This window comes from Candidatus Enterococcus huntleyi, from assembly GCF_009933175.1.
GTDB lineage: Bacteria > Bacillota > Bacilli > Lactobacillales > Enterococcaceae > Enterococcus_K > Enterococcus_K huntleyi.
Window position 1 is genome coordinate 86,777 of the sequence record NZ_MAEJ01000015.1, and the last position, 20,834, is coordinate 107,610.

Here is a 20,834-nt window from a genome sequence, read left to right on the forward strand (position 1 = left end):
CGGACGCCTAGATGACTCAGATTAATTCCAACTGATAAACTTCTTCAAATATACTTCGCCAGATATTTTTCACCAGATATTCTACTCCAAATATTCTTCTTCAGACACACTACTTCGCCTGGATTTTACACACGAGGAATGAATAAGTCGCCTAAGGTCACAGCCATAATAGCTTTAATGGAATGCATCCGGTTTTCAGCTTGTTGGAATTGGCGACCATAGGCACTTCTGAATACCTCATCCGTTATTTCCATCTCATGGATACCAAAACGTTCAGCAATCTCTTTCCCATAAGCCGTTTTCGTGTCATGGAAAGCTGGCAGACAATGCAATACGATGACTTTTTCATTTTGAGTTTTGTCGATCAATGCTTGATTAATTTGATAAGGACGCAATAAATTTACTCGCTCTTCAAACTTAGCTTCCTCGCCCATCGAGACCCAAACATCGGTGTAGAGCACATCCGCATCCAAGACCCCTTCGTCAACATCTGCAGTAATCAGCAATTGCGCACCAGATTCTTTGGCAAAACCAGTCGCTAACTCGACAATTGCTGAATCAGGCTGTAATTCTTTAGGTGCAACAATCCGAACGTTGGTTCCTAGAATCGCTCCAGTCACCAGTAAAGAATGCGCCATATTATTTCGTCCATCGCCACAATAAGCTAAAGTAATTCCCTCAACTTGACCAAAATTTTCCTGAATTGTTAGAAAGTCCGCAATCATTTGAGTCGGGTGCCATTCATCTGTCAACCCATTCCAGACCGGTACGCCAGAAAATTCTGCAAGCTCTTCAACCACTTGTTGGCTAAAGCCGCGAAACTCAATCCCATCAAACATACTGCCCAACACTCTTGCCGTGTCTTCTGTCGATTCTTTCTTACCCAATTGAATATCATTTGCCCCCAGATATTCTGGATGCGCACCTAAATCAATCGCTGCGGTCGTAAAAGCTGCCCGTGTTCTAGTCGATGTCTTTTCAAATAACAAGGCAATGTTTTTCCCCTTTAAGTATTGATGAGGAATATTTTTCTTCTTTAATTCTTTTAAATGTTGAGAAAAATCAATTAAATACTGTAACTCAGCTTTCGTAAAATCTTTTTCCGCCAGAAAACTTCTTCCCTTAAATACTGATTTCGTCATACTATCACACTCCATTTTGAATATTATTTCTATTACCTTCTATTTTCTTGTATATTCAATCAAAAATCAAGCATTATTGATCATTTATTCACTTTGCTCATTAGAATAGAGTGATGATACTCTCTTCCTTAAATTCTTTCGGAGACTTCTTCAGATATTTTTTGAAAGTTTTATAGAACTGTGCATAAGTAGGATAACCAACTAAGGGTGCTATTTCTTCAAATCGCAAATTAGTCGAACACATCAATTCAATCGACTTGTTTATGCGAAATTTAATCAGATATTCTGTAATGGTATCGCCAGTTTTTTTCTTGAAGAGACGACCTAAATAATTGAGGGATAGATTATTAAATTCTGCTAATTCATTTACATAAATAGGATTGGAATAGTTTGTATGAATATATTCTTTTACAAAATCAACAGGATTATAGTATTTATCGACCCCATCCAAAATTTGAGTGGTTAAGTTAGTGTGCTGCGTATGGGCGGGATCTTTAAATAATTGAATTTGTGAAGATAAGATTTGTTCAGAAACAATTCGCTCGAATATTTCTCCACCAATATATCCTTTAATTTGAGAAAATTTATTATAAATGTAGCGGACCTCTGTCCAGTCATCAATCGGTCCACCGTAGATCATTAGAATACTACTAGAATCTTGTGCCTCCATAAAAACACATATTTGTTGAATCACCGGTAAAATATTTTTAAAAGCATGAATTCTTTTAGTCTCGACGTCACTACCTTCAATTAAGCCTAAGTGAATACAGAGAATATCCGGTTCAATTTTATCCATCATTTCTGCTTCAAGTAGATTCGTAACAAAGCCAATCGTGAATAATCCAGCTTCTTTGGCAGCACGAATCAATTCCACTTCTTGAGAATAGGTCATCCCTCCTGCTTCCAAAGCTTCCCTAAATTGACCATCAATCAAACTAATTGTTGGATAATTTACAACACCTGTATACTGACTATTCTTAAGATAGGTCAGTAATTCATTTGAATCCATTAATGGATCCGTTGCATTTACACCAAAAATGACGGGAAACTCTTCAAGAATCGGCAAAAGCTCCTTACTAGAAAACTCACGCACCATCTCATTACTATTCACAATAGGCAAATAACCAGCTAATGGGCTTCTACCCAGCTGCCTAAATTTCCCTGAATTTAATGCTAAAATCAGATCAGCACCGCCATTCTTGGCATTAACCGCACTCCTCCCTGTCGCTGTATCCATCCCTAAAAGATAGTTTCCCTCATGAATTTCTTGTTTGAGCTTGCTCAAAACTACTTCTTTTTTCATATCTACCTCACGCTTTCCTTGTCAATGAAGGATCCTATATCACCCATAGTATACGTCAGTTTAGTCAAAAAACAAATTTAGAGGAAATAGTCTTTCAACAGACAACTAAAAAGACGTTTATGCAGTGATTAATAAGAAGTTTATTTCAATACAATTATGAAGTATCGTCTATTCAATAATGACAGTAATAGAATCCATATATATTCTTAGAAAAACATATATAGTTAAGCAAAAAAAATCAATTAATGACAACAAATTATCCGATTTTCTATCACTTGTCTTCATTCGCACACTTTTTGAAGCAAAAAATGATACTTTCAAAGGCAAAACCTACTGTTCAATGGATTCTTGCTGGTTGGTGTGCTAGTAAAATACTAGAAAACAGTGCGAATAGGCACTAGTGGGAAAAAATACTGAATTCGCTAATTTACGACTAAGTAACAAAAAATATTCTTGAATAATGTCATAATTTTAGCTGATTTCCGGAAAAATTGTTCGCAGAACCCTATATTCATAGGCTTCTCTAATTCTGAGAAATTTCACGTCTAACATTTAATAAGTAATAAATGTCTATTTTTTTATCACTAGTCCTCATTCGCACACTTTTTAAGGTAAAAATTTGGAAAAAATGATGATTCTAAAGTCAAAACCTACTAGCTAAAGGATTCCTGTAATTTAACACGCTGTTAAAAATCACAAAAACAGTGCGAATAGGCACTAGTGAGAAAAAAACACTGAATCTCCATCTAGCAGACAGTTAACCCATCCGTAATCAAAAAAAATCCAGCTAATTAATTGAGTGATTGCTCACCAATAACTAGCTGGATTTATCGTACATAAAATATTTTATTTCGCCATCAAATCACAGGCTACATTGTCTGAAAGACTAAGCTTGGATTGGCATTCAACGAATAGTCAGAAAGATGGCCTAATTGTAATTCCACATGAGCTGCTGCACCGATCATCGCGGCATTGTCACCACATAAGCGTAATGGTGGCACGAGTAGCTCAACTTCTGGTAGTCGTTCAGCGATGGCTTCTGACATTGCGCGCCGTAATCCTGCGTTAGCCGCCACCCCACCAGCCATAATTAACTGGTTCACCGGGTACATTTTGCAGGCACGTAAGGTTTTTTCCACTAATACTTCAATGACACTTGCTTGAAAACTAGCCGCAAGATTTTCGCGACTCAAGACTTCATCGCGTTGTTCCGCATTATGAACCAAATTAATGAACGAACTTTTCAAGCCACTAAAGCTAAAATCAAAGTTATCTTCTTTTAACATCGCCCGCGGAAAGTTGTACGTATCTTCGCCTAAATGCGCCAATTCATCGATTTCTTTACCACTTGGGTAAGTCAAACCTAAGACCCGACCCACTTTGTCATAAGCTTCTCCGGCTGCATCGTCGCGAGTTTCCCCGATAATTTCAAAGGAGCCATCCTCTGCCATATAGACAAGTTCGGTATGCCCACCGCTGACAAGTAGAGCCATCAGCGGAAATTCCAATGGTTTAACCAAACGCGCCGCATAAATGTGACCCGCCATATGATTGACCGGAATCAGCGGTAATTGATGTGCCCAAGCAAAAGCTTTGGCAGCGGAAATTCCAATCAATAACGAACCGACCAAGCCTGGTCCATAAGTAACTGCAACTGCCGTTAATTCATCAGGCGTCACATCTGCTTCTTGTAATGCATCCTCGATACATAGCGTAATCTGTTCGACATGATGTCGACTGGCAACTTCAGGTACGACCCCGCCGAAGCGTTTATGACTCTTAATTTGTGAAGCCACAATATTAGTCAATATCTCAGAACCGTCAGCTATTATCGCCACACTGGTTTCATCGCAGCTACTCTCAATCGCTAAAATTAATTCTTTTGTCTCGCTCACTCGCAGTTCCTCACTTTCGCACTCATAATCACCGCATCTTCACAGGGATTGTGATAATAAGATTTTCTCAGCCCTAGAAAACGGAATTTTTCGGATTTATATAAGTTTTGAGCAACCACGTTCGAACATCGAACTTCCAAAAAGACTTGAAAAACATCTTGTTGCTTTAATTGTATCAGTAGCTCCTGTAATAATTTTCGTGCACAGCCATGGCCTTGAAAAGCTTTTGCGATTACGACATTCGTAATTTCAGCCTCATCTAACACTAAGTTACAGCCCACAAACCCAATAATTTGTTGCTCTTCTTCTAAAATCAAGTAATAAGATTTTGTTTCATTCAGATCATTTTCAAACTGTTGATAATTCCATGGCGAACCATGCTCATAAGACTCTTCACAAATCGTCCATAAACGATTAGCCAACTCTGCGGTTGGAAGATCATTTTTTTTATAAAACACCTAATTCACTCTTCTTCTATAAGTTTAATCATATCTAGTGCGTCTTCATTCGTTTCATTGTAATAAGCAGATTTCACCGCTTTGGAAATAAATCCTTTTTTTCGATACAGCCGCTGAGCATCTTTATTCCCCATTCGGACTTCTAAAGAAACTGTATCACAGCGATTCATTATAGCAAATTTAACGATTTCGTCAATTAATTGACCACCAATTCCCTGTTTCTGATAAGTTGGCGTAATCGCAATATTGGTTATATGACAGTCATTCCCAATAATCCGACCACCGATAAAACCTACCAATTGCCCTTCTACACAGACTGATAAATATAAATGAGCAATCGGCGAAGTCAATTCACTTAAAAAAGCACTCTTTGTCCAAGGAATCTGATCCCCATAGACCTTGCGTTCAACCGCCAATAATTCTTTGATATCTTCTAATTCTGTCTGTCGAAACAAGAAAGTTTGGCCCGCTAGTTCGAAAAATTTTGGTAGATAAATATTTTTTTTGCGTAATGGATAAAGCACACGTTGAGAGAGTGTTTTAAACCTTTTCAACATAGTTTTCGTCTCCTGGATTATGTGTTTCTAACCATTTCTCCTCCGCTTCAACTCGTTTGAGATAGGCTGGTAAAAAATCTTGAATGTTCGCAGTAGGTTCAGCTTTTTCACCTAAGACAGCCAATGTAATTCCATTTGGCACATCCCATGAGGCATGTGTATTAATCTCAGCCTGCGGCAAAGTCGCCAAAATTTCCTCTGAAAAATTAGCCACGTCGGTTCCAACAAAGTAGATTGGCTCAGCAGATTTCGCTAATTCTTCTAGTAAATGAGTGATCGATAGATGACTATCTTGCTGAACACAAACCAACTGATCCTCTTCCCATTGATAAATCCCCGCATAGACATTTCTACGCCGTGCATCGAATAATGGCACGATGCGACCAGGTTGATTGAGGCAATTAGCTGCAATTGTCGCTAAACTAGAGAGCCCGACCAATTCTTTTTTTAATGTATAAGCTAATGTCTTGGCTGTCGTCACCCCAATACGCAAGCCTGTGTAAGAGCCCGGCCCCTGAGCAACCACAATTCTATCAATATCAGAAGGCTTTTTGCCTACAGACTGAACCAATGAATCCAATGCAGGCATCAAGGTTACACTATGATTCTTTTTGACAGTCGTTTGTATTTGGCCCAAGACTCTGCCATCTTCTAACAGTCCAAGCGCTAAGGTTTGATTAGACGTATCAATCGCAAGTATAATCATCAAAAATCCCTTTCCTTTTTACAATAATAATGGACTTATTGTAGCATATTTCTTTCAAACTTAATATTACTTTATCTACAGTTACAGTCCACGGATTTGTTTCATGCCGACGAAGGAAAAATCATGTAACGCTTCCAAGCAAGCCCCTACTGATTTAATCGTTCTAAAATCAGTTCCGCCACCAGTCCCGCGATGGACTCACTAATTTATTCAACTAGCCACAATCTATTCAATAACTCGTTCGGCTGCCCCCGTTCAAATTTCCTCAACTTTCTACGAAACAAATAAAAGAACCAACGCCATTATGGGTTGGTCCTCATTTTTGTTCGCTTGATTCATCATTAAAAAAACCATTCATTCGCATTAAGTATACTTAGAATTTTTTTGTATTACCTCGCACCTATAATGCCTACCTAGTAGACTCTCGGAGCGTAGATTCTCTCAGCACAAGTTCTGTGCCCACTGTAATCTTCCGTGGAACTGGCGACTTATCTTGACTTAAGGAAATTACGGTCTCCACCGCTAATTCACCCAACCATTCAGTATATACTTTGACAGTTGTTAAAGGTGGACTGACATACTTCGCGACACTGCTATCGTTGAAGCCAATCACTGCTATATCTTTTGGAACGGCTATCCCCGCCTCTTGTAAAGCACGTAAAGCGCCAATCGCCAAGGCATCGTTGGACGCAAAGAACGCATCTGGTAGCTGTCCTTTATTTTGTTCAAGATACTTTTTCAGTGCTTCGTAACCCGCTTCAACAGAAAAATCTGCTTCCACAACAAATGCAGGATCATACAAATTCTTTTGGCTCAACAATTCTCTGAATGCTGAAAAACGTACATCTGGAATAACCTGATGAGTTGGCTTGGTATATTCTTTTCCTGTCAGAATGCCCAATTTTGTGTAACCAGCTGCTAGCAAGTAATCCGTGACATCCTTGACACTCTGATGAAAATCAACAACCAGTGAATTATAGCCTTGCGTCATGGCATCAAAATCGACAAATAGTAGATTACCTTGGGTTGCACCTAAAAATTCTACTTGCTCCCCATCAAATTTCCCTAAAGCAATCGTCCCATCAACCGGCTCATCACTCATCTGCGAAAGTGTTTCTTTTATAAGGCGAATGCCTAATTCTTCCGCCTTCTTTTCAATCCCCAGACGAATCGATAGATAATAGAGGTCATCCAACTCTTCTACCTCGTTGTACCATTGAATCAGACGAATTTGCGCCTGACCTTGACGCTGATTTTTTTTGTGCTTGGTATAGTTTAATTCTTCGGCCACTTCAAAAATTTTCTTTTTGGTTTCGTGTCCGACAGATAATTCTTTATCATAATTTAAGACGCGTGAAACTGTTGCAGGAGAAACACCTGCCAGTTCAGCAATATCTTTGATGGTAGCCATGTTTCTCCTTTCATTCATCCAGTATTACAGTGTCTCAATAAAGCGTCCAAACGCTTGTTTTCCGTCTGCCGTACGTTTGAAGACTCCCGCATCTGACAAAACTTGAGCAAAGACTTTCCCGACCGCTTCCTGGACCACTTGTTTGACGTTTTCTTTGTTCACGGAATTCGCCTGTTTCAGTTGATCCGCCCAGTCTTTATGGTAAGCCGCTAACTCATTTTCTTCGTCTAACAAATAACGTTCCACTTCGATTAATTCTTTTTCTAGTCGTGGTGGTAAAACGGCTAAGCCCATAACTTCAATCAAACCGATATTCTCTTTTTTGATATGTTGGACTTCTTTATGCGGATGGAAAATGCCATCTGGATGTTCTTCTGATACATTATTATCTCGTAAAACTAAATCCAATTCAAATAAATCTTTTTTACGACGCGCAATCGGTGTCACTGTATGATGAGGCGTGCCATCCGCAGAGAAAGCCGAAACTTCCACGGATTCATCTGAATAATTTTGCCATTTTTCATAAATTTCTGTTGCGGCCTCCACAAGCTCCGCCTGATTTTTCCCTTGCAAACGAATCACAGACATCGGCCATTTGACAATACCTGCCTGCACCGTTGGAAAATTCGTCAGCGAAAATTCTTGCTCAATCTCAGCTTTCGCCATCGGAAATTCATGACGGCCCGCTTGATAATGATCATGAGATAAAATTGAACCACCCACAATCGGTAAATCGGCATTCGAACCGACAAAATAATGCGGTAAAACTTCGATAATTTTTAATAGTCGCGCAAACGTTTCGCGAGAAATTTTCATTGGACGATGCTCTTCCGACAAAATAATCGAATGCTCATTGTAATAAGCGTAAGGCGAATACTGGAAGCCCCAGCTTTCCCCATCGAGATTCATCCGAATAATCCGATGATTGGTCCGCGCCGGATAATTCAACCGACCTTTATAGCCTTCATTTTCCATGCACAGCATACATTTTGGATAATCGACTTTCGCCGCTGTCCGTTCCGCCGCAATCTGTTTCGGATCTTTTTCCGGTTTTGATAGATTAATCGTAATTTCAATCTCACCGTACTCCGTCTCCACTGGAAAAATAATATTTTTTGCAATCGCACGAGTTTTGATATAATCGTTGGCTTTACTCAACTCGAAGAAATAATCCGTTGCTTCTTTAGGACTCTTTGAATAATGTTGGGCAAAGAACGCATTTACGACAGAAGGTGGTGGCGTTAAGAAGTCCATTAACTGGGCCTCTAACATCTCAACCTCTGCTTGATTTTCTGTAATTAACTGATTCTCACGGGCCTTCGCAATCAACGCATCCAGTAACTCTAATGAAGGCTGACTTGGCTTTTGTTCTTGCATGTCAGACAGAGAATCCTCGCCAATCAAGGCAGCTATCCGATTGTGCAAATAAATTCGGTCCATCTCCATCCAACCGCCAGAAGCAATCGCTAATGTCGTGAAATCATAAATTGTTTGACTGATAGTCACAACCAAACCTCCTAGTCTTCATACCCGTTTGGATGGCTCACATGCCAATCCCAAGCAGTTTTAATAATAGCCTTCACTGAAGTGTATTGCGGATCCCAACCTAAGACTGATTTCGCTTTTTCACTAGCTGCAACCAATGTGCCTGGATCACCTGCACGACGAGGCGCCACTTTTGCTGGAATTTCTTTGCCAGTTACTTCGCGAGCCGCTTCAAGCATTTCTTTGACTGAATAGCCATTGTTACTGCCCAAGTTAAAGACGTTACTTTCGTTACCAGCTTTCAGATATTCTAACGCTAAGATGTGCGCGGCAATCAAATCTTCTACGTGGACATAATCGCGGATACATGTGCCATCTGGCGTATCGTAATCCTCACCAAAGATTGATAAAGCTTCACGTTGGCCTAAAGCCACTTGTAAAATGATGGGTACTAAATGTGTTTCTGGATCATGATCTTCACCAATTGAAGAATCAGCTTTCGCTCCTGCCACGTTAAAGTAGCGTAAAGCCACATAGCGCATGCCATAAGCGTTGTCACACCATTTCATCATTTTTTCCATCATTAGCTTACTTTCACCGTAAGGATTTTTTGGATTGGTTGGAGTTGTTTCGCGAATTGGTGTTTCTTCAGGCTCGCCATAAGTCGCTGCTGTCGAAGAAAAGACAATATTTTTCACATCAAATTCTTCCATTACTTCAAGTAGAACTTGCATACCATAGACATTATTATTGAAATATTTTAGCGGTTTTTCGACAGATTCGCCGACTAAAGAGCTGGCTGCAAAATGGATAACCCCTTCAATTTTTTCTTGTTTGAAGACACTTTGAACAAAGGCTTTATCGCGCACATCGCCTTCGTAAAAACGGGCATCTGGATGAATCGCTTGTTTGTGCCCAGTTAGTAAGTTATCGATAACAACTACCTCGTAGCCTTTTGTAACTAATTGATTAACTGCATGAGAACCGATATAGCCGGCTCCTCCTAAAACTAAAATTGACATATTATTTTCGTCTCCTTTGTGATAAATACTTTCCTATCTATCTTACAGTTTTCTGGCGCCATCATCAATGCTTGCTTTGTAAAAGTCTGCCGCGTAACCAATTTTTTCTTTGTAAGCCGCGCCAACCGCCTCGATAAATTCTGGCAAGACCGCTTCTTTTACTAAAGCAATTCCGCAGCCGCCAAAGCCAGCCCCAGTCATTCTAGCCCCTAAAACGCCCGGTTGTGCTTGAGCTGCCGCAACTAGGGTATCAAGTTCAATTCCCGTCACTTCATAATCATCACGTAATGATTCATGAGAAGCATCCAATAATTGGCCAAATGTTTCTAAATCATTCGCTTGTAAAGCAGCTTTGGCTTTCAATGTCCGTTGATTCTCAGTCACCGCGTGTTTAGCACGGCGAATCAAGGTTTCATCGCCAATTAAATCCGTATTTGCGTAGAATGTTTCTTCATCTAACTCACCAAGACTTTGGATAGCGAGCTTCGTTTGTAAGCGGCGTAGCGCTTCTTCACATTCGCCTCGGCGTTCATTGTATTTCGAATCCGCTAATTCTCGACGCTTATTCGTGTTCATAATCGCCACGACATACTCACCAAAAGCGGCTGGTACCACTTCATACGACAGTGTATTTGTATCTAATAATAAGGCATGGTCTTTTTGACCCATACCGATGGCAAATTGATCCATAATTCCTGAATTTACGCCGATAAACTGATTTTCCACTCGTTTCCCTAATTTGACTAAATCTAACATCTCCACTGATAAATCAAATAAATCCCGCACAATGACCCCAGTCAATAATTCGAGAGAAGCCGATGAAGATAAGCCCGCACCATTCGGTATCGTGCCATAAATAAAGAGATCCATACCTGAAGATACGTCGTAGCCATCTTCGATTAGGTAGGCAATCACACCCTTAGGATAGTTCGTCCAATTATCTTTTTTGTTGTAAGATAAATCTTCTAACGAAAATTCAATCCGGCCCAGTTCCGCAAAGTTTTTAGAATACAAGCGAACCATTTTATCTGTTCTTTTTCTAGCTAATCCATAGGTACCAATCGTAATCGAAGCCGGAAAAACATAGCCTCCATTATAATCAGTATGTTCTCCGATTAGATTGATTCTTCCTGGTGCAAAATAATCGCCGGTTGCCGTTTCACCATCAAATACTTCTTGAAACTCTTTATGCAAGTCTTTTAACATGCGAACACTTCCTTTAATTTCTTTTAGTAAATTTATTATAAAACATTTACTAAATATTTACAACTCAAAATAAACCGATTACAAAAATAATCTTTCTACTGGTCTTTTCCTTCGTTATCAGCGATAATATAGGAGTAGAATAATATTAGAATAAAGAGGTGTTTCCTATGAAAAATTTCGTATCTGGACTATTTGTCGGCAGCGTAGCAACTATGGCGGCTATCGCTGGAACAATTGTAGCTGCAAAAAAAATCATCATTGATCCTATTGAAGAAAAAGAGGCAATGATTGAAGAAAACCGTAAAAAAGCCATGAGAAAACGGATCACTCGTTAAAACAACTAAAACAGCCCCTACTTCTAGCAGTAAACAGAGCCTCTAAATTTTTTAGGTCTCTATTGAACTGCTCGCACAGTAGGGGCTGTTTTGCGCTGTCTATTTCGTTCGCTGTCTCTCTGTCTATCTCTTTGTCTATTTTTCATCTTTGTCATTTTTTTGACCTTTTTTCTCATCAGCTTAATCTTTGTCTTTTACTGTGTCTTCGACCTCCACGTTCTAACTTGATTCAGCCTCGAGCCATTCCTTTAGACAAACAGCCTGATTAGCTACCGTATCCTTGGCTCCATAGACTAAAGTCACGACGGGATTCTCTGAGACGATTTCCAGCAATTCAGCAAACGCCTCTTTACCCGTTCCTTGTGCTAATTCTGCTTCATATTTTTCTTTAAATTCTGCAAACTTTTCTGCCTCATGATGAAACCATTTACGCAGTTCATTACTAGGAGCAACTTCTTTGAGCCACTCATTCACCTGCGCCTGCTCCTTCGAAACGCCCCTCGGCCATAATCGATCCACCAATACACGGTAACCATCCGCCTCTGCTGGTTCCTCATATGCTCTTTTTAGCTTAATCATCGCGATTCCTCCTCCAATCTCTAAAGTAATTCCTCTGTCATTTGCTACTTCTATCTTACGCATTTTCAGCAATTTAGACAAAAGTAAACCATTCTAAACGCACCACCTGAAAATGAAATCCCAAAAAATTGTTTCGATTTCACCTAGGCTATTTTTGCGCAGAAGATTTACTAATAACGATGCTCAAAAAATAAAAAATCCTCCAAGCTTTAGTTAAAAAGCTCAGAGGAAACCATTTAGTCACTTATTTCAATCTACCTAACGTAAAAAGTGCTTAATACGTGATATTTTTTTTCTTAATTTTACCCGTCCAACCATCGTATCCACCTTTAAGCAGATAAATATCTTTGTAGCCTTGCTTGCGCAGTTTAGCCGCAGCACGAATACTCATACTTTTCTTTTGGTCATAAATATAGACTGGTTGATCCTTACGAATAGAGCCATAAGATTGCTTTAAAACAGTGTAAGGAATATTTCTTGCGCCTAAAATATGGCCTGCATCGAACGTATCTTTTTCACGCACATCGATGACTTGCGCTTTACGCATCCCCTCACGAAATTCTTCTTCCGTTAACGTAGTTGCTGAGCGCTTACCCATGAAACGAATATACAATTCATATCCTGCAATCGCCAGAATTATTAAAATTAATACGATATTAACTACCCACATTTAATTCAAACCTTTCTATTTATCAAGTTGTAAAGCAAGTGAGGCAGCCCCGATAACACCGGCTTCATTGCCTAACACAGCTAATTTAATTTTTGTACTTTCTCTCACTTGTGGGAAAGTAAATTCATTGAAATACTTTTCAACACGTGAGCGTAGAAACTCGCCAGCAGCCGAAACGCCGCCACCTAAGACAATGCTTGATGGATTCAAGGTATTTCCTAAGTTCCCACAAGCTAAGCCCAGGTAGAAACACACTTTGTCAACCACCATTAAGGCAAATGGATCATCTGCTTGCGCATACTCAAAGATATCTTTACTAGACACCTCTTCGCCATCATCCAATAACGCTTTAATTTTAGAATCACCGACATATTCTTCCGCTAAATGACGCGCCACACGCACCACACCAGTCGCACTAGAAACAGTTTCTAGACAACCACGCTTGCCACAGGTACATTCAAAACCATTCGGATCAACCGTCACGTGACCAATCTCACCCGCGCAACCAGCCGTTCCATGAAGTAGTTTCCCTTCAGCGACAATTCCGCCACCAACGCCTGTTCCGAGCGTGATAAAAATAACGTCAGGATCATTTTCTCCAGCACCCTTCCAACGTTCGCCTAAAGCTGCAACATTGGCATCATTATCCAAAGTAAACGGAATCTTCGTACCTTTTTCGATTAATTCTCGTACCGGTTGCAAAGTTGACCAATTTAAATTGTAGGCGCCAATCACGGTACCTTTCTCTTGATTGACACTCCCAGGAGTCCCCATACCAATACCAATGAAATCTTCACTGGTCATATTATAAAGGTCCAAACGATGATTGATTGATTCAACAATCTCTGGAACGATATGACTACCTTCATCTAAAATGTTGGTATCAATACTCCATTTTTGTTGGATCTCACCATCTGTCGTTAAAATTGCAAATTTTGCTGTAGTTCCGCCTAAATCAATCCCAATAATTTTTTTATCCATTAGTATTTTCCTTTCTGTCGGCTTTCCTCAATGTGGTGTTCTCTTTTTAAAATTCGCCAAGCAGTCATATACGTATCTTTATCAATCAGCCGTCCTTCATACAGGTTTCTCAGCTCGATTGTCATCAATTCAATATCGTAAATCCTTGCGCCCACATACACGTAAATGCCAAATTGTTTAAATAATTGTTGTACATCATACAAGCTTTCCATTTTTGCACTTCCTTGAACATTATACAAGACTCGTCCTATCTTTTACAATGCTATTTCGACTCTTTTCTTACTCGATTGACTAGTTTGTTCAATTTTTTTCAAAATAAAAAACTACAATTTCTAGTATAACAAAAATTCCCCAGTTTTTCCTTAATTAGCTGATAAAATTAGCGCAAAAAATCGACCCCAAAAATCAATTTCAAAAACCATCCAAAAAAATCAGCGCAAATAAATAAATGAGATGCCTCTCAAAAAAAGAAGGCATCTCATTTAGTAGTCGTATAAATAACTTGACCCACTAATTTAGATCAAGCCATATTTTTTTAATCCCATCAGGAAAAGAACAACTAGCAGGAAGATGTAAATTCCGCCAGCAATAATTCGTTCATGAATCGAGTAACGCTCCTTATTATGCGGTAGAGCAATTGAGCTACCTAATAAGAGCCCCCCAACAATCCCACCGACATGACCCCAGATATCAATCGTTTGATCAAATACACCAAACAATAAGTTCATCGCCACAAATAAAACGAATTGACGAACCATCCCTTGAATCGTTGCATTGTCTCTAAAATGAACACCCAAAATCAAAAAGGCGCCAAACATCCCGAACAACGCGGTACTTGATCCGGCAGCGACAGTCGTCGGACCATTAAAAGCAAAACTAGCCATATTTCCCATAATCCCACTCAATAAATAGAGTAAGAAGAAGCGACCATGCCCATAGATTGCTTCAATCTGCGAGCCCATAAAATATAAGACTACGGAGTTTAATGCAAAATGTGATAAGCCAAAATGGATAAACATCGGTGTAATTAAGCGCCAATATTCATGTAGAAAAGCGACACGCGGTCCATACATTGTCCCATTCGCATAAAACCATTGATCCAGTGTTGGCGATAAAAACATTAATAAAAAGACAACCGTCTGAATCCCCAAAAAAGCATACGTTAAAAAAGGCTTGTTCAGCCAGCGTTTAAGTTTCATTTGTTGCTGATAATTCATCTATTTACTCCTTTATCAAAATCTGTAAACAGCTGTCCGACAGGAATATCGAAGGACTCAACTGGCCAATTTTCTTGAAGCTGTTCACGGAACACCAAACTACACGTTTGTCCTGTATAGGTAGCTAAATATCGATCATAATAGCCCCCACCAAAGCCAATTCGATAGCCATCAGGTGAAAAAACAAGACCTGGTACAATAATCAAAGACAACTCATCCGACGGTACAATTAATTCTGAAGCGGGCTCCTGAACGCCAAATGATGAACGTGTATAGGTGGTCTGCGGGGTTGTTTCATAAAAAATCATTTCCCCTTTAGGAAACGATTTTGGTGCAGCCATTCGTTTTCCCTCCAGCCAGCCTTGAGCAAAAATCGCCGAGGTTTCAAACTCAAAGCCCAAAGAGATGACGGCTGCTACTGACTGAGCCTGTTGCCATAGCTCACTTGCAAAAAGCTGCGCCAAGATGGCTTGTTCTCTTTCTCGTTTAGCTTCAGGAAATTGATGTAATTCTTGTAATAGTTGGATCGTCTTTCCTCTAAGCACTTTTTTGTGTGCCTTCTTATCCATGCGCGCTCCACTCCCTTATCAAATGGTAACGAAAAATAAAGAAAATGGCAATCTTTCTCGAATGAATTCATACAAAAATCATATTTCCTTCATTGAAGGGGCATCCCCTTACGAAAAATTATCACTTCAAACTAACAAGCAAACTAAAGTTAAAACAGCTCACAAATATTCTTTTATTATGCATACAATAAATACGAGCCTACTGCTGTATCGGGGCGTCGGCTTTTCTAACCCATTTTTGAAATACATGGGGATAAAGATTCTCTTCATCGACAATTCCTTGAATCTCTTCAGCTAATTCAAATGCTGAGAAATCCATTTCTTCAATATAGGTATCTCCCTCAAATTCCGCATCAATCAACGTCCGCCAGATCACTGACGTGTAAGGTAACATCTCTTTATAGAGACGACTGCCTCCTGATATATAGATATCTTCTCGACAATGTTCCGCGTAGTTCAATAACTCTGTTACCGATGAGATTACCTCCGCATTCTGGCGTACAGGCAACTCTTTTTGGCAAGTGATCACCAAAATATGTCGGTATTTTTCACTGCGGTAATCCAACCCTTGATACGTTTTTCGTCCCATCGCAACTATCGAATCGACCGTATGTTGTAGAAAAAAATTCATATCATTTGGTAAATGCCATGGCAATAGTCCTTCTTTACCGATTAAGCCATTACGATCCTGAGCCCATATTGATAAAAACATGTTCATGCACCTCTTTATTTTTTTGTTTATCAATTTTTATAAATAGTCCTGTATTTTCATAAATCATTAGGACAACCACTTAACTAGGCAATTAATTTTCTGAGAGTGGCGAGTAAATATTCATCCGCATTCCAACATTCAAGCGCCGTCAGCTGCTGGTAGGCACCTAGAAAATAAGGAAAATGGGTACAGCCAAATAAAATACCGTCCACCTGATTTTTTTCGAAAAAGTCAATCGATTCGCGGATTCCTTGTCGCTCACAAATTTCTTGTGGTGAGCGCCCTTTTTCAATGCTATCCACCCAATCGAGATTGGTTATTCCATAGACTCTAGTCCGTTTATTTTCTTGGACAATCACCCGTTCAATACCAGCTGCACCTTGAGCATTCGCACTAATTACACCTATCCGAGAATACGTTCTGGCCAACTCTTTATAGTATAGAAATGGCGTCAAGATAGGCACTTGATGTTTCACAGCCAACGCTTCAAAATCAACACTAGCACTGAGCGAGTTACAGTAGATGAGAAATACCGCAACCTGTTCCTCAACGATTAATTGTGCAATCATCTGATCTATTATTGCCACCCGTTCGTCTGCATCCATGGTTTGAAAATACGTTTGCTCAACAGGCGTTTCAGAAATTGGACAAGCAACTAGCTGATTAGCGAATTGTTTTCTCACCAACTGAATTCCCTGTTCTGTATCGACCTTCGTCCCCGCCATGACCGCGATTTTTTTAGACATACTAACCCCTCACAATCCTTCGACCGTGGCTTTTTCATTTCCATTCGCGCCATTCTCATGACCGTCGTCATATCTATTCTGGCAATCTCCTCAACCCTTGCTCTTTTAAATAGAAATAATCTGCCTCGTCTCACCAATTTTTCCTTTAATCATACTATTTCTCGGCATGAAAGGCTAGTCCAGAACATTGATTATCGAATAGATTAGACTCTCTGCTCTTCCTCTTCTTCTATAACTACGTAGAATTTTCACTTTCCCTATCCGCATTTTCCTATCAATGCTTTTCCGAATAAGGTACACTAACAATATACATAACTCAAACGAGGTGCGCATCATGAAAAAAACGCGGTTACTGCTACTTCCAATTGCTTTAATTTTAGGATTAGTTGGTTGCAAACAGACGGACACTACCGATAAAACTGAACGTTCGACTGAACCTACGGCGATTTCTGCCCAACAGACAACCACTCAGACTCAGTCTAGTCAAACTAGCGCTTCAACTACATTCACAAGCGTGACTAGCGAGCAGCCACAACCATCAGCCGAATCAATTGTTCAAACAACAAGCTCATCGACTGAGAGCACGGCGCCATCAACTTCTGAACCAACCGATCCGTTAGCCAACTATTCCAATTTACAGATTGAATACGCCAGAGTTTGGCTTGCCACAATGGGCACCACTTACAAAGACTGGTTAGAAGATCCGGGATTCGAACTCCAAGTCACTAATCAGCCCGTCGGCACACCCGTCAATCCTTATGAAGAAAATAGCTTAGTTTTCAATCGAGAAACGGTGGTTCTGACTGGACTCTTCGGCTATCAAAGTCTAGTCGTCTATTCAAGTAATTACGATGGCACCATCACAAAATATCCCGTGCCTAGCCATTTTCCTGGCGATAATGGTACCAATGAGATTTCTCAAAGTATTTTAGATCAAGCTAGCATAATCCCTATTCCCACTAATAATCCTGAGGATATCAAACAATTAATTGAGGTTATGGTCATTAATTAGTATCTGCTGATTCTTACGAAATAAAAAGTCATCCTAGTAGGCTTATTTGCCGAAAACGATTAAACTAAGGAAAGAGAAGGAGCGATTATTATGAGTATTTATGACTACCAAGTCAAACAAACCAACCACGAAATGAAATCTTTAAGCGACTACAAGGGCAACGTTTTGCTGATTGTTAACACTGCGACAGGCTGCGGTTTTACGCCCCAATATGAAGGCTTACAAAATTTATATGAAAAATATCAGTCAGAAGGCTTGGAAATATTAGACTTCCCTTGCAATCAATTTGGTAATCAAGCACCTGGCAGTGATCAAGAAATTACCGACTTCTGCCAATTAACTTACCAGACGACTTTTGAAACGTTCGCTAAGATTAAAGTCAATGGTGAAGAAGCAGATCCACTCTATAAGTATTTGAAGAATGAGCAAGGTGGTTTACTTGGCAAAACGATTAAGTGGAATTTCACGAAATTTCTAGTTAATCGTAAAGGTGATGTGATAAAACGCTACGCATCAACTGTTAAGCCCGAAGAAATTGAATCAGACATTCTAGCCGAGTTAGCCAAATAAAAATTTCGTCAAGTAGAATTACTTAACAAAATTTAAGAAAAAGTCTAGCATTCTGTTTTAATACATGGTAAACTATTCAAGTCTAAGAGTTATCTTGGAGAATTCCAGTATGTATGGGAGGGAAAATCATGCGCGTAAACATCACTTTAGAATGTACTTCTTGTAAAGAACGTAACTACCTAACAAGCAAAAACAAACGTAACACACCTGATCGCTTGGAAAAAGAAAAATATTGCCCACGCGAAAGAAAAGTTACTTTGCACCGCGAAACTAAATAAGCTTTCAAACTAAACGCTAAAACCCTTGATTTATCAAGGTTTAGCGTTTTTTATTTTGTCTATTTTGCAAAAGTTGGTAGAAAAGTGTGTAGATTACGTACACTCTTATTTTGGTTTTTACATTACAAGGCATTTATTAAGAAATATGGGGATTAAAAAAAAGACCTTAGCTGGGGTCTTTTTTTATGATATTTTCAGTAATTTGTTGTGGCGAAAGAATAAGTGGATTCCGTAAACTTTCATCCGTCATATTGGCTAAAATTAGACATGCTTTTGAAACGGCTGGCAGAATAAAATAACTTTTTTCTTCTTCAGATAAATCATCAAAACTGCTCAATTCTACTGTGTCCTTGCTACTGTTCTTTCTAAAAATACTTTCAACTTCAATCTCACAAGCTATATTTTTAGCATCACTACTCAATTTTAAAATTCCTGTTACTTTGATCACATTTTTTTTTGGAGATATCTTGTTCTTTAAGTTTACTTGAACTGCTACCGAATCATTTAGTTTTGCTTTCGAATAATTCAATTTAATCAAATCTGTTTTATCTAGCTTGAAAATACTGCTATAACTTTCTCGCTCCAAGACCCATTCTCCTTACCATTTATTTTTCTATTTAAATCTTCTGATTCATATTTCAGTATATTTGTGACACGAATTGCTTCTTGTGTTTTATCAGCTAAATCAGAAACCATTGCCTTAAAATCTCCCACTATTTCAGCATTCCTATCATCTGAACTTAAACAGAGAGCCAGTAGATTCTCTTTAACCCCATCATAATTCCCTTTTAAAAATTTTTCTTTGGTTAAAAATAAATCTCTAAAAGAAACAGGATTTTCACATAATCGCAAGGTACTGTCTAAATGCTTACTATGCAAGATATAGCCATTTTCAATTTCAGATAAAGTACTATAACTAATTCCAATTATTTCAGCAAACTGTCTTAAAGATAGACCATAATTTTCTCTAAGTTGCTTTATTTCTACCGGCTTCAAAATTCCTACTTTAAAGCTATATATTTCAAAATCAATTCTAGTATTGTAATCTGGATCATCAAATGATTCGAATAATTCTTTGCAATTATTACACTCGTAGTAAATATGTGATGCCGTAATTGGCACACCTTTAATTCGTAAGCTTTCTTCTAATTTAACTTCAGAAAACTCGCTATAATGTTCACACTCGCTACAATATCTTTTTTGCTCATTCAAATTAGCCATTTAGCTCACTCCTTTCAGCGGATAATTCAATGGTCGTTCACAAGGATGAAATGACATACAACCACAATCATTATCGTCAATTGATATTTTTACATAAATTTCGCGATTATCTAATTCAACTCCGAAAATCGTAACAGTAGTATTTGGCTTAAAATGGTGAGGATTGGGTCCCTCACAGTAATCCACTATATTGATATTTTCTCTTATATATTTAGCAGCTTTAACTTTACTCCAACCCATCTCAGTAAAAAATAATGATGTTTTCCGATTGAATTCATATTTAATTCTACCCTCGTCAAAAAAATTTCTAAAACTCATTAGGAACAGTTCTACTTGATTTTTAACCCCTACATCCAATTTAACGTCCTCCAGAATTATATATATTCAATTATTTGGACAATAAGGAAGTTTTGCCAACCATATATTTGTTACTCTCCAGTAACAGTATAACCATAAAAAAGTCACTAAAGCAAACTATTAAGCCTAATTTACAAAAGTTGGTAGAAACCCCTTTAGATTACGAACACCCTTATTTTGTTTTTTACTACTATAAAATAACTTGAATTTTAAGACGACTTTCCATTTTGCTGCTCTGCTACAAAAAATCTACTGTCTTTTTTACAGGATAACGAAGGATTCTTATAGTTGACTTTTTAATAAAGTCTACTAGTATTATCACTATAGAGGGACGTAAGCGCCCATAACTTTTGACATTGGGCCTTAATCGCCCACAATAATCCATAAAGAGATACCTATATG

General features: G+C 38.8%; 25 protein-coding genes. 4 read left to right on the forward strand and 21 right to left on the reverse strand.

Annotated elements, in window-relative coordinates; translation table 11 throughout:
* Positions 1–125: 125 nt before the first annotated feature.
* The 10 genes from argF to BAU15_RS09760 form a co-directional block, all read right to left on the reverse strand.
* On the reverse strand, positions 126–1,142 hold the full coding sequence (argF, locus tag BAU15_RS09715; RefSeq protein ID WP_161842561.1) for an ornithine carbamoyltransferase: 1,017 nt from the start codon (positions 1,140–1,142) through the stop codon (positions 126–128).
* Between the two features lie 100 nt (positions 1,143–1,242).
* Positions 1,243–2,445, reverse strand: coding sequence for a phosphoenolpyruvate hydrolase family protein (locus BAU15_RS09720; protein WP_161842562.1), 1,203 nt, complete (start codon positions 2,443–2,445; stop codon positions 1,243–1,245).
* An 869-nt stretch (positions 2,446–3,314) separates the two neighbouring features.
* On the reverse strand, positions 3,315–4,340 hold the full coding sequence (tsaD, locus tag BAU15_RS09725) for a tRNA (adenosine(37)-N6)-threonylcarbamoyltransferase complex transferase subunit TsaD (RefSeq protein WP_161842563.1): 1,026 nt from the start codon (positions 4,338–4,340) through the stop codon (positions 3,315–3,317).
* Positions 4,337–4,798, reverse strand: a complete 462-nt coding sequence (rimI, locus tag BAU15_RS09730) for a ribosomal protein S18-alanine N-acetyltransferase (RefSeq protein WP_237580173.1) — start codon at positions 4,796–4,798, stop codon at positions 4,337–4,339. The genes tsaD and rimI (BAU15_RS09730) overlap by 4 nt, the downstream gene beginning before the upstream one ends.
* Positions 4,799–4,803: 5 nt before the next feature.
* On the reverse strand, positions 4,804–5,355 hold the full coding sequence (gene rimI, locus BAU15_RS09735) for a ribosomal protein S18-alanine N-acetyltransferase (protein ID WP_161842564.1): 552 nt from the start codon (positions 5,353–5,355) through the stop codon (positions 4,804–4,806).
* Positions 5,339–6,061, reverse strand: a complete 723-nt coding sequence (gene tsaB, locus BAU15_RS09740; RefSeq protein ID WP_161842620.1) for a tRNA (adenosine(37)-N6)-threonylcarbamoyltransferase complex dimerization subunit type 1 TsaB — start codon at positions 6,059–6,061, stop codon at positions 5,339–5,341. Before tsaB ends, rimI (BAU15_RS09735) begins: the two co-directional genes overlap by 17 nt.
* 409 nt (positions 6,062–6,470) lie before the next feature.
* Entirely contained in the window at positions 6,471–7,472 is a 1,002-nt protein-coding gene (locus BAU15_RS09745; RefSeq protein ID WP_161842565.1) for a LacI family DNA-binding transcriptional regulator, read from the reverse strand.
* 24 nt (positions 7,473–7,496) lie between these two features.
* Positions 7,497–8,978 (reverse strand): UDP-glucose--hexose-1-phosphate uridylyltransferase, encoded by a 1,482-nt coding sequence (gene galT, locus BAU15_RS09750; RefSeq protein WP_161842566.1) that lies wholly within the window; start codon positions 8,976–8,978, stop codon positions 7,497–7,499.
* A gap of 11 nt (positions 8,979–8,989) precedes the next feature.
* Positions 8,990–9,979, reverse strand: coding sequence for a UDP-glucose 4-epimerase GalE (galE, locus tag BAU15_RS09755; protein ID WP_161842567.1), 990 nt, complete (start codon positions 9,977–9,979; stop codon positions 8,990–8,992).
* 42 nt (positions 9,980–10,021) lie between these two features.
* Positions 10,022–11,185, reverse strand: coding sequence for a galactokinase (locus tag BAU15_RS09760; protein WP_161842568.1), 1,164 nt, complete (start codon positions 11,183–11,185; stop codon positions 10,022–10,024).
* A 167-nt stretch (positions 11,186–11,352) separates the two neighbouring features.
* Between BAU15_RS09760 and BAU15_RS09765 the strand changes: the two genes are divergently transcribed.
* On the forward strand, positions 11,353–11,520 hold the full coding sequence (locus BAU15_RS09765) for a DUF3042 family protein (RefSeq protein WP_161842569.1): 168 nt from the start codon (positions 11,353–11,355) through the stop codon (positions 11,518–11,520).
* Positions 11,521–11,739: 219 nt separating this feature from the next.
* Here BAU15_RS09765 and BAU15_RS09770 read toward each other — a convergent pair whose 3' ends face one another.
* From BAU15_RS09770 to BAU15_RS09805, 8 genes are all read right to left on the reverse strand, one after another.
* A complete protein-coding gene (locus BAU15_RS09770) occupies positions 11,740–12,099 on the reverse strand; it encodes a DUF488 domain-containing protein (RefSeq protein WP_161842570.1) in 360 nt (119 codons plus the stop codon).
* Positions 12,100–12,373: 274 nt separating this feature from the next.
* A complete protein-coding gene (locus tag BAU15_RS09775; protein WP_161842571.1) occupies positions 12,374–12,769 on the reverse strand; it encodes a rhodanese-like domain-containing protein in 396 nt (131 codons plus the stop codon).
* Positions 12,770–12,784: 15 nt separating this feature from the next.
* The gene (locus BAU15_RS09780; protein WP_161842572.1) at positions 12,785–13,750 is read right to left on the reverse strand and encodes an ROK family glucokinase; all 966 of its coding nucleotides are present in this window, start codon (positions 13,748–13,750) and stop codon (positions 12,785–12,787) included.
* On the reverse strand, positions 13,750–13,962 hold the full coding sequence (locus tag BAU15_RS09785) for a YqgQ family protein (protein ID WP_161842621.1): 213 nt from the start codon (positions 13,960–13,962) through the stop codon (positions 13,750–13,752). The genes BAU15_RS09780 and BAU15_RS09785 overlap by 1 nt, the downstream gene beginning before the upstream one ends.
* 303 nt (positions 13,963–14,265) lie before the next feature.
* Positions 14,266–14,967 carry a rhomboid family intramembrane serine protease gene (locus tag BAU15_RS09790; RefSeq protein WP_161842573.1) on the reverse strand — a complete coding sequence of 234 codons (702 nt, stop codon included), beginning with the start codon at positions 14,965–14,967 and terminating at the stop codon, positions 14,266–14,268.
* Entirely contained in the window at positions 14,964–15,536 is a 573-nt protein-coding gene (locus BAU15_RS09795) for a 5-formyltetrahydrofolate cyclo-ligase (protein ID WP_161842574.1), read from the reverse strand. The genes BAU15_RS09790 and BAU15_RS09795 overlap by 4 nt, the downstream gene beginning before the upstream one ends.
* 199 nt (positions 15,537–15,735) lie before the next feature.
* Positions 15,736–16,248 (reverse strand): dihydrofolate reductase, encoded by a 513-nt coding sequence (locus BAU15_RS09800; protein WP_161842575.1) that lies wholly within the window; start codon positions 16,246–16,248, stop codon positions 15,736–15,738.
* 83 nt (positions 16,249–16,331) lie between these two features.
* Positions 16,332–16,994, reverse strand: a complete 663-nt coding sequence (locus BAU15_RS09805) for an aspartate/glutamate racemase family protein (protein ID WP_161842576.1) — start codon at positions 16,992–16,994, stop codon at positions 16,332–16,334.
* A gap of 334 nt (positions 16,995–17,328) precedes the next feature.
* On the opposite strand from BAU15_RS09805, the gene BAU15_RS09810 reads away from it, so the two are divergent.
* From BAU15_RS09810 to rpmG, 3 genes are all read left to right on the forward strand, one after another.
* Positions 17,329–18,006: a hypothetical protein gene (locus tag BAU15_RS09810; RefSeq protein WP_161842577.1), complete on the forward strand. Its 678-nt coding sequence runs from the start codon at positions 17,329–17,331 to the stop codon at positions 18,004–18,006.
* Positions 18,007–18,096: 90 nt separating this feature from the next.
* A complete protein-coding gene (locus BAU15_RS09815; protein ID WP_161842578.1) occupies positions 18,097–18,576 on the forward strand; it encodes a glutathione peroxidase in 480 nt (159 codons plus the stop codon).
* 128 nt (positions 18,577–18,704) lie between these two features.
* Entirely contained in the window at positions 18,705–18,854 is a 150-nt protein-coding gene (gene rpmG / locus BAU15_RS09820; protein WP_034685451.1) for a 50S ribosomal protein L33, read from the forward strand.
* Positions 18,855–19,020: 166 nt separating this feature from the next.
* Here the strand turns inward: rpmG and BAU15_RS09825 are convergent, their stop codons facing one another.
* From BAU15_RS09825 to BAU15_RS09835, 3 genes are read right to left on the reverse strand one after another with little or no spacing between them, the layout of a single operon-like run.
* Positions 19,021–19,440 (reverse strand): hypothetical protein, encoded by a 420-nt coding sequence (locus BAU15_RS09825; protein ID WP_161842579.1) that lies wholly within the window; start codon positions 19,438–19,440, stop codon positions 19,021–19,023.
* Entirely contained in the window at positions 19,404–20,075 is a 672-nt protein-coding gene (locus BAU15_RS09830; protein ID WP_161842580.1) for a helix-turn-helix domain-containing protein, read from the reverse strand. The genes BAU15_RS09825 and BAU15_RS09830 overlap by 37 nt, the downstream gene beginning before the upstream one ends.
* Entirely contained in the window at positions 20,076–20,432 is a 357-nt protein-coding gene (locus BAU15_RS09835; protein WP_161842581.1) for a hypothetical protein, read from the reverse strand.
* Positions 20,433–20,834: the final 402 nt, after the last annotated feature.

Excerpts from the sequence above, each read along its gene's own strand:
- argF (WP_161842561.1), bottom strand. The coding sequence starts at position 1,142 with ATGACGAAATCAGTATTTAAGGGAAGAAGTTTTCTGGCGGAAAAAGAT.
- BAU15_RS09720 (WP_161842562.1), bottom strand. The coding sequence starts at position 2,445 with ATGAAAAAAGAAGTAGTTTTGAGCAAGCTCAAACAAGAAATTCATGAG.
- rimI (WP_161842564.1), bottom strand. The coding sequence starts at position 5,355 with ATGTTGAAAAGGTTTAAAACACTCTCTCAACGTGTGCTTTATCCATTA.
- tsaB (WP_161842620.1), bottom strand. The coding sequence starts at position 6,061 with ATGATTATACTTGCGATTGATACGTCTAATCAAACCTTAGCGCTTGGA.
- BAU15_RS09745 (WP_161842565.1), bottom strand. The coding sequence starts at position 7,472 with ATGGCTACCATCAAAGATATTGCTGAACTGGCAGGTGTTTCTCCTGCA.
- galE (WP_161842567.1), bottom strand. The coding sequence starts at position 9,979 with ATGTCAATTTTAGTTTTAGGAGGAGCCGGCTATATCGGTTCTCATGCA.
- BAU15_RS09760 (WP_161842568.1), bottom strand. The coding sequence starts at position 11,185 with ATGTTAAAAGACTTGCATAAAGAGTTTCAAGAAGTATTTGATGGTGAA.
- BAU15_RS09765 (WP_161842569.1), top strand. The coding sequence starts at position 11,353 with ATGAAAAATTTCGTATCTGGACTATTTGTCGGCAGCGTAGCAACTATG.
- BAU15_RS09770 (WP_161842570.1), bottom strand. The coding sequence starts at position 12,099 with ATGATTAAGCTAAAAAGAGCATATGAGGAACCAGCAGAGGCGGATGGT.
- BAU15_RS09775 (WP_161842571.1), bottom strand. The coding sequence starts at position 12,769 with ATGTGGGTAGTTAATATCGTATTAATTTTAATAATTCTGGCGATTGCA.
- BAU15_RS09780 (WP_161842572.1), bottom strand. The coding sequence starts at position 13,750 with ATGGATAAAAAAATTATTGGGATTGATTTAGGCGGAACTACAGCAAAA.
- BAU15_RS09785 (WP_161842621.1), bottom strand. The coding sequence starts at position 13,962 with ATGGAAAGCTTGTATGATGTACAACAATTATTTAAACAATTTGGCATT.
- BAU15_RS09790 (WP_161842573.1), bottom strand. The coding sequence starts at position 14,967 with ATGAATTATCAGCAACAAATGAAACTTAAACGCTGGCTGAACAAGCCT.
- BAU15_RS09795 (WP_161842574.1), bottom strand. The coding sequence starts at position 15,536 with ATGGATAAGAAGGCACACAAAAAAGTGCTTAGAGGAAAGACGATCCAA.
- BAU15_RS09800 (WP_161842575.1), bottom strand. The coding sequence starts at position 16,248 with ATGTTTTTATCAATATGGGCTCAGGATCGTAATGGCTTAATCGGTAAA.
- BAU15_RS09805 (WP_161842576.1), bottom strand. The coding sequence starts at position 16,994 with ATGTCTAAAAAAATCGCGGTCATGGCGGGGACGAAGGTCGATACAGAA.
- BAU15_RS09810 (WP_161842577.1), top strand. The coding sequence starts at position 17,329 with ATGAAAAAAACGCGGTTACTGCTACTTCCAATTGCTTTAATTTTAGGA.
- BAU15_RS09815 (WP_161842578.1), top strand. The coding sequence starts at position 18,097 with ATGAGTATTTATGACTACCAAGTCAAACAAACCAACCACGAAATGAAA.
- rpmG (WP_034685451.1), top strand. The coding sequence starts at position 18,705 with ATGCGCGTAAACATCACTTTAGAATGTACTTCTTGTAAAGAACGTAAC.
- BAU15_RS09830 (WP_161842580.1), bottom strand. The coding sequence starts at position 20,075 with ATGGCTAATTTGAATGAGCAAAAAAGATATTGTAGCGAGTGTGAACAT.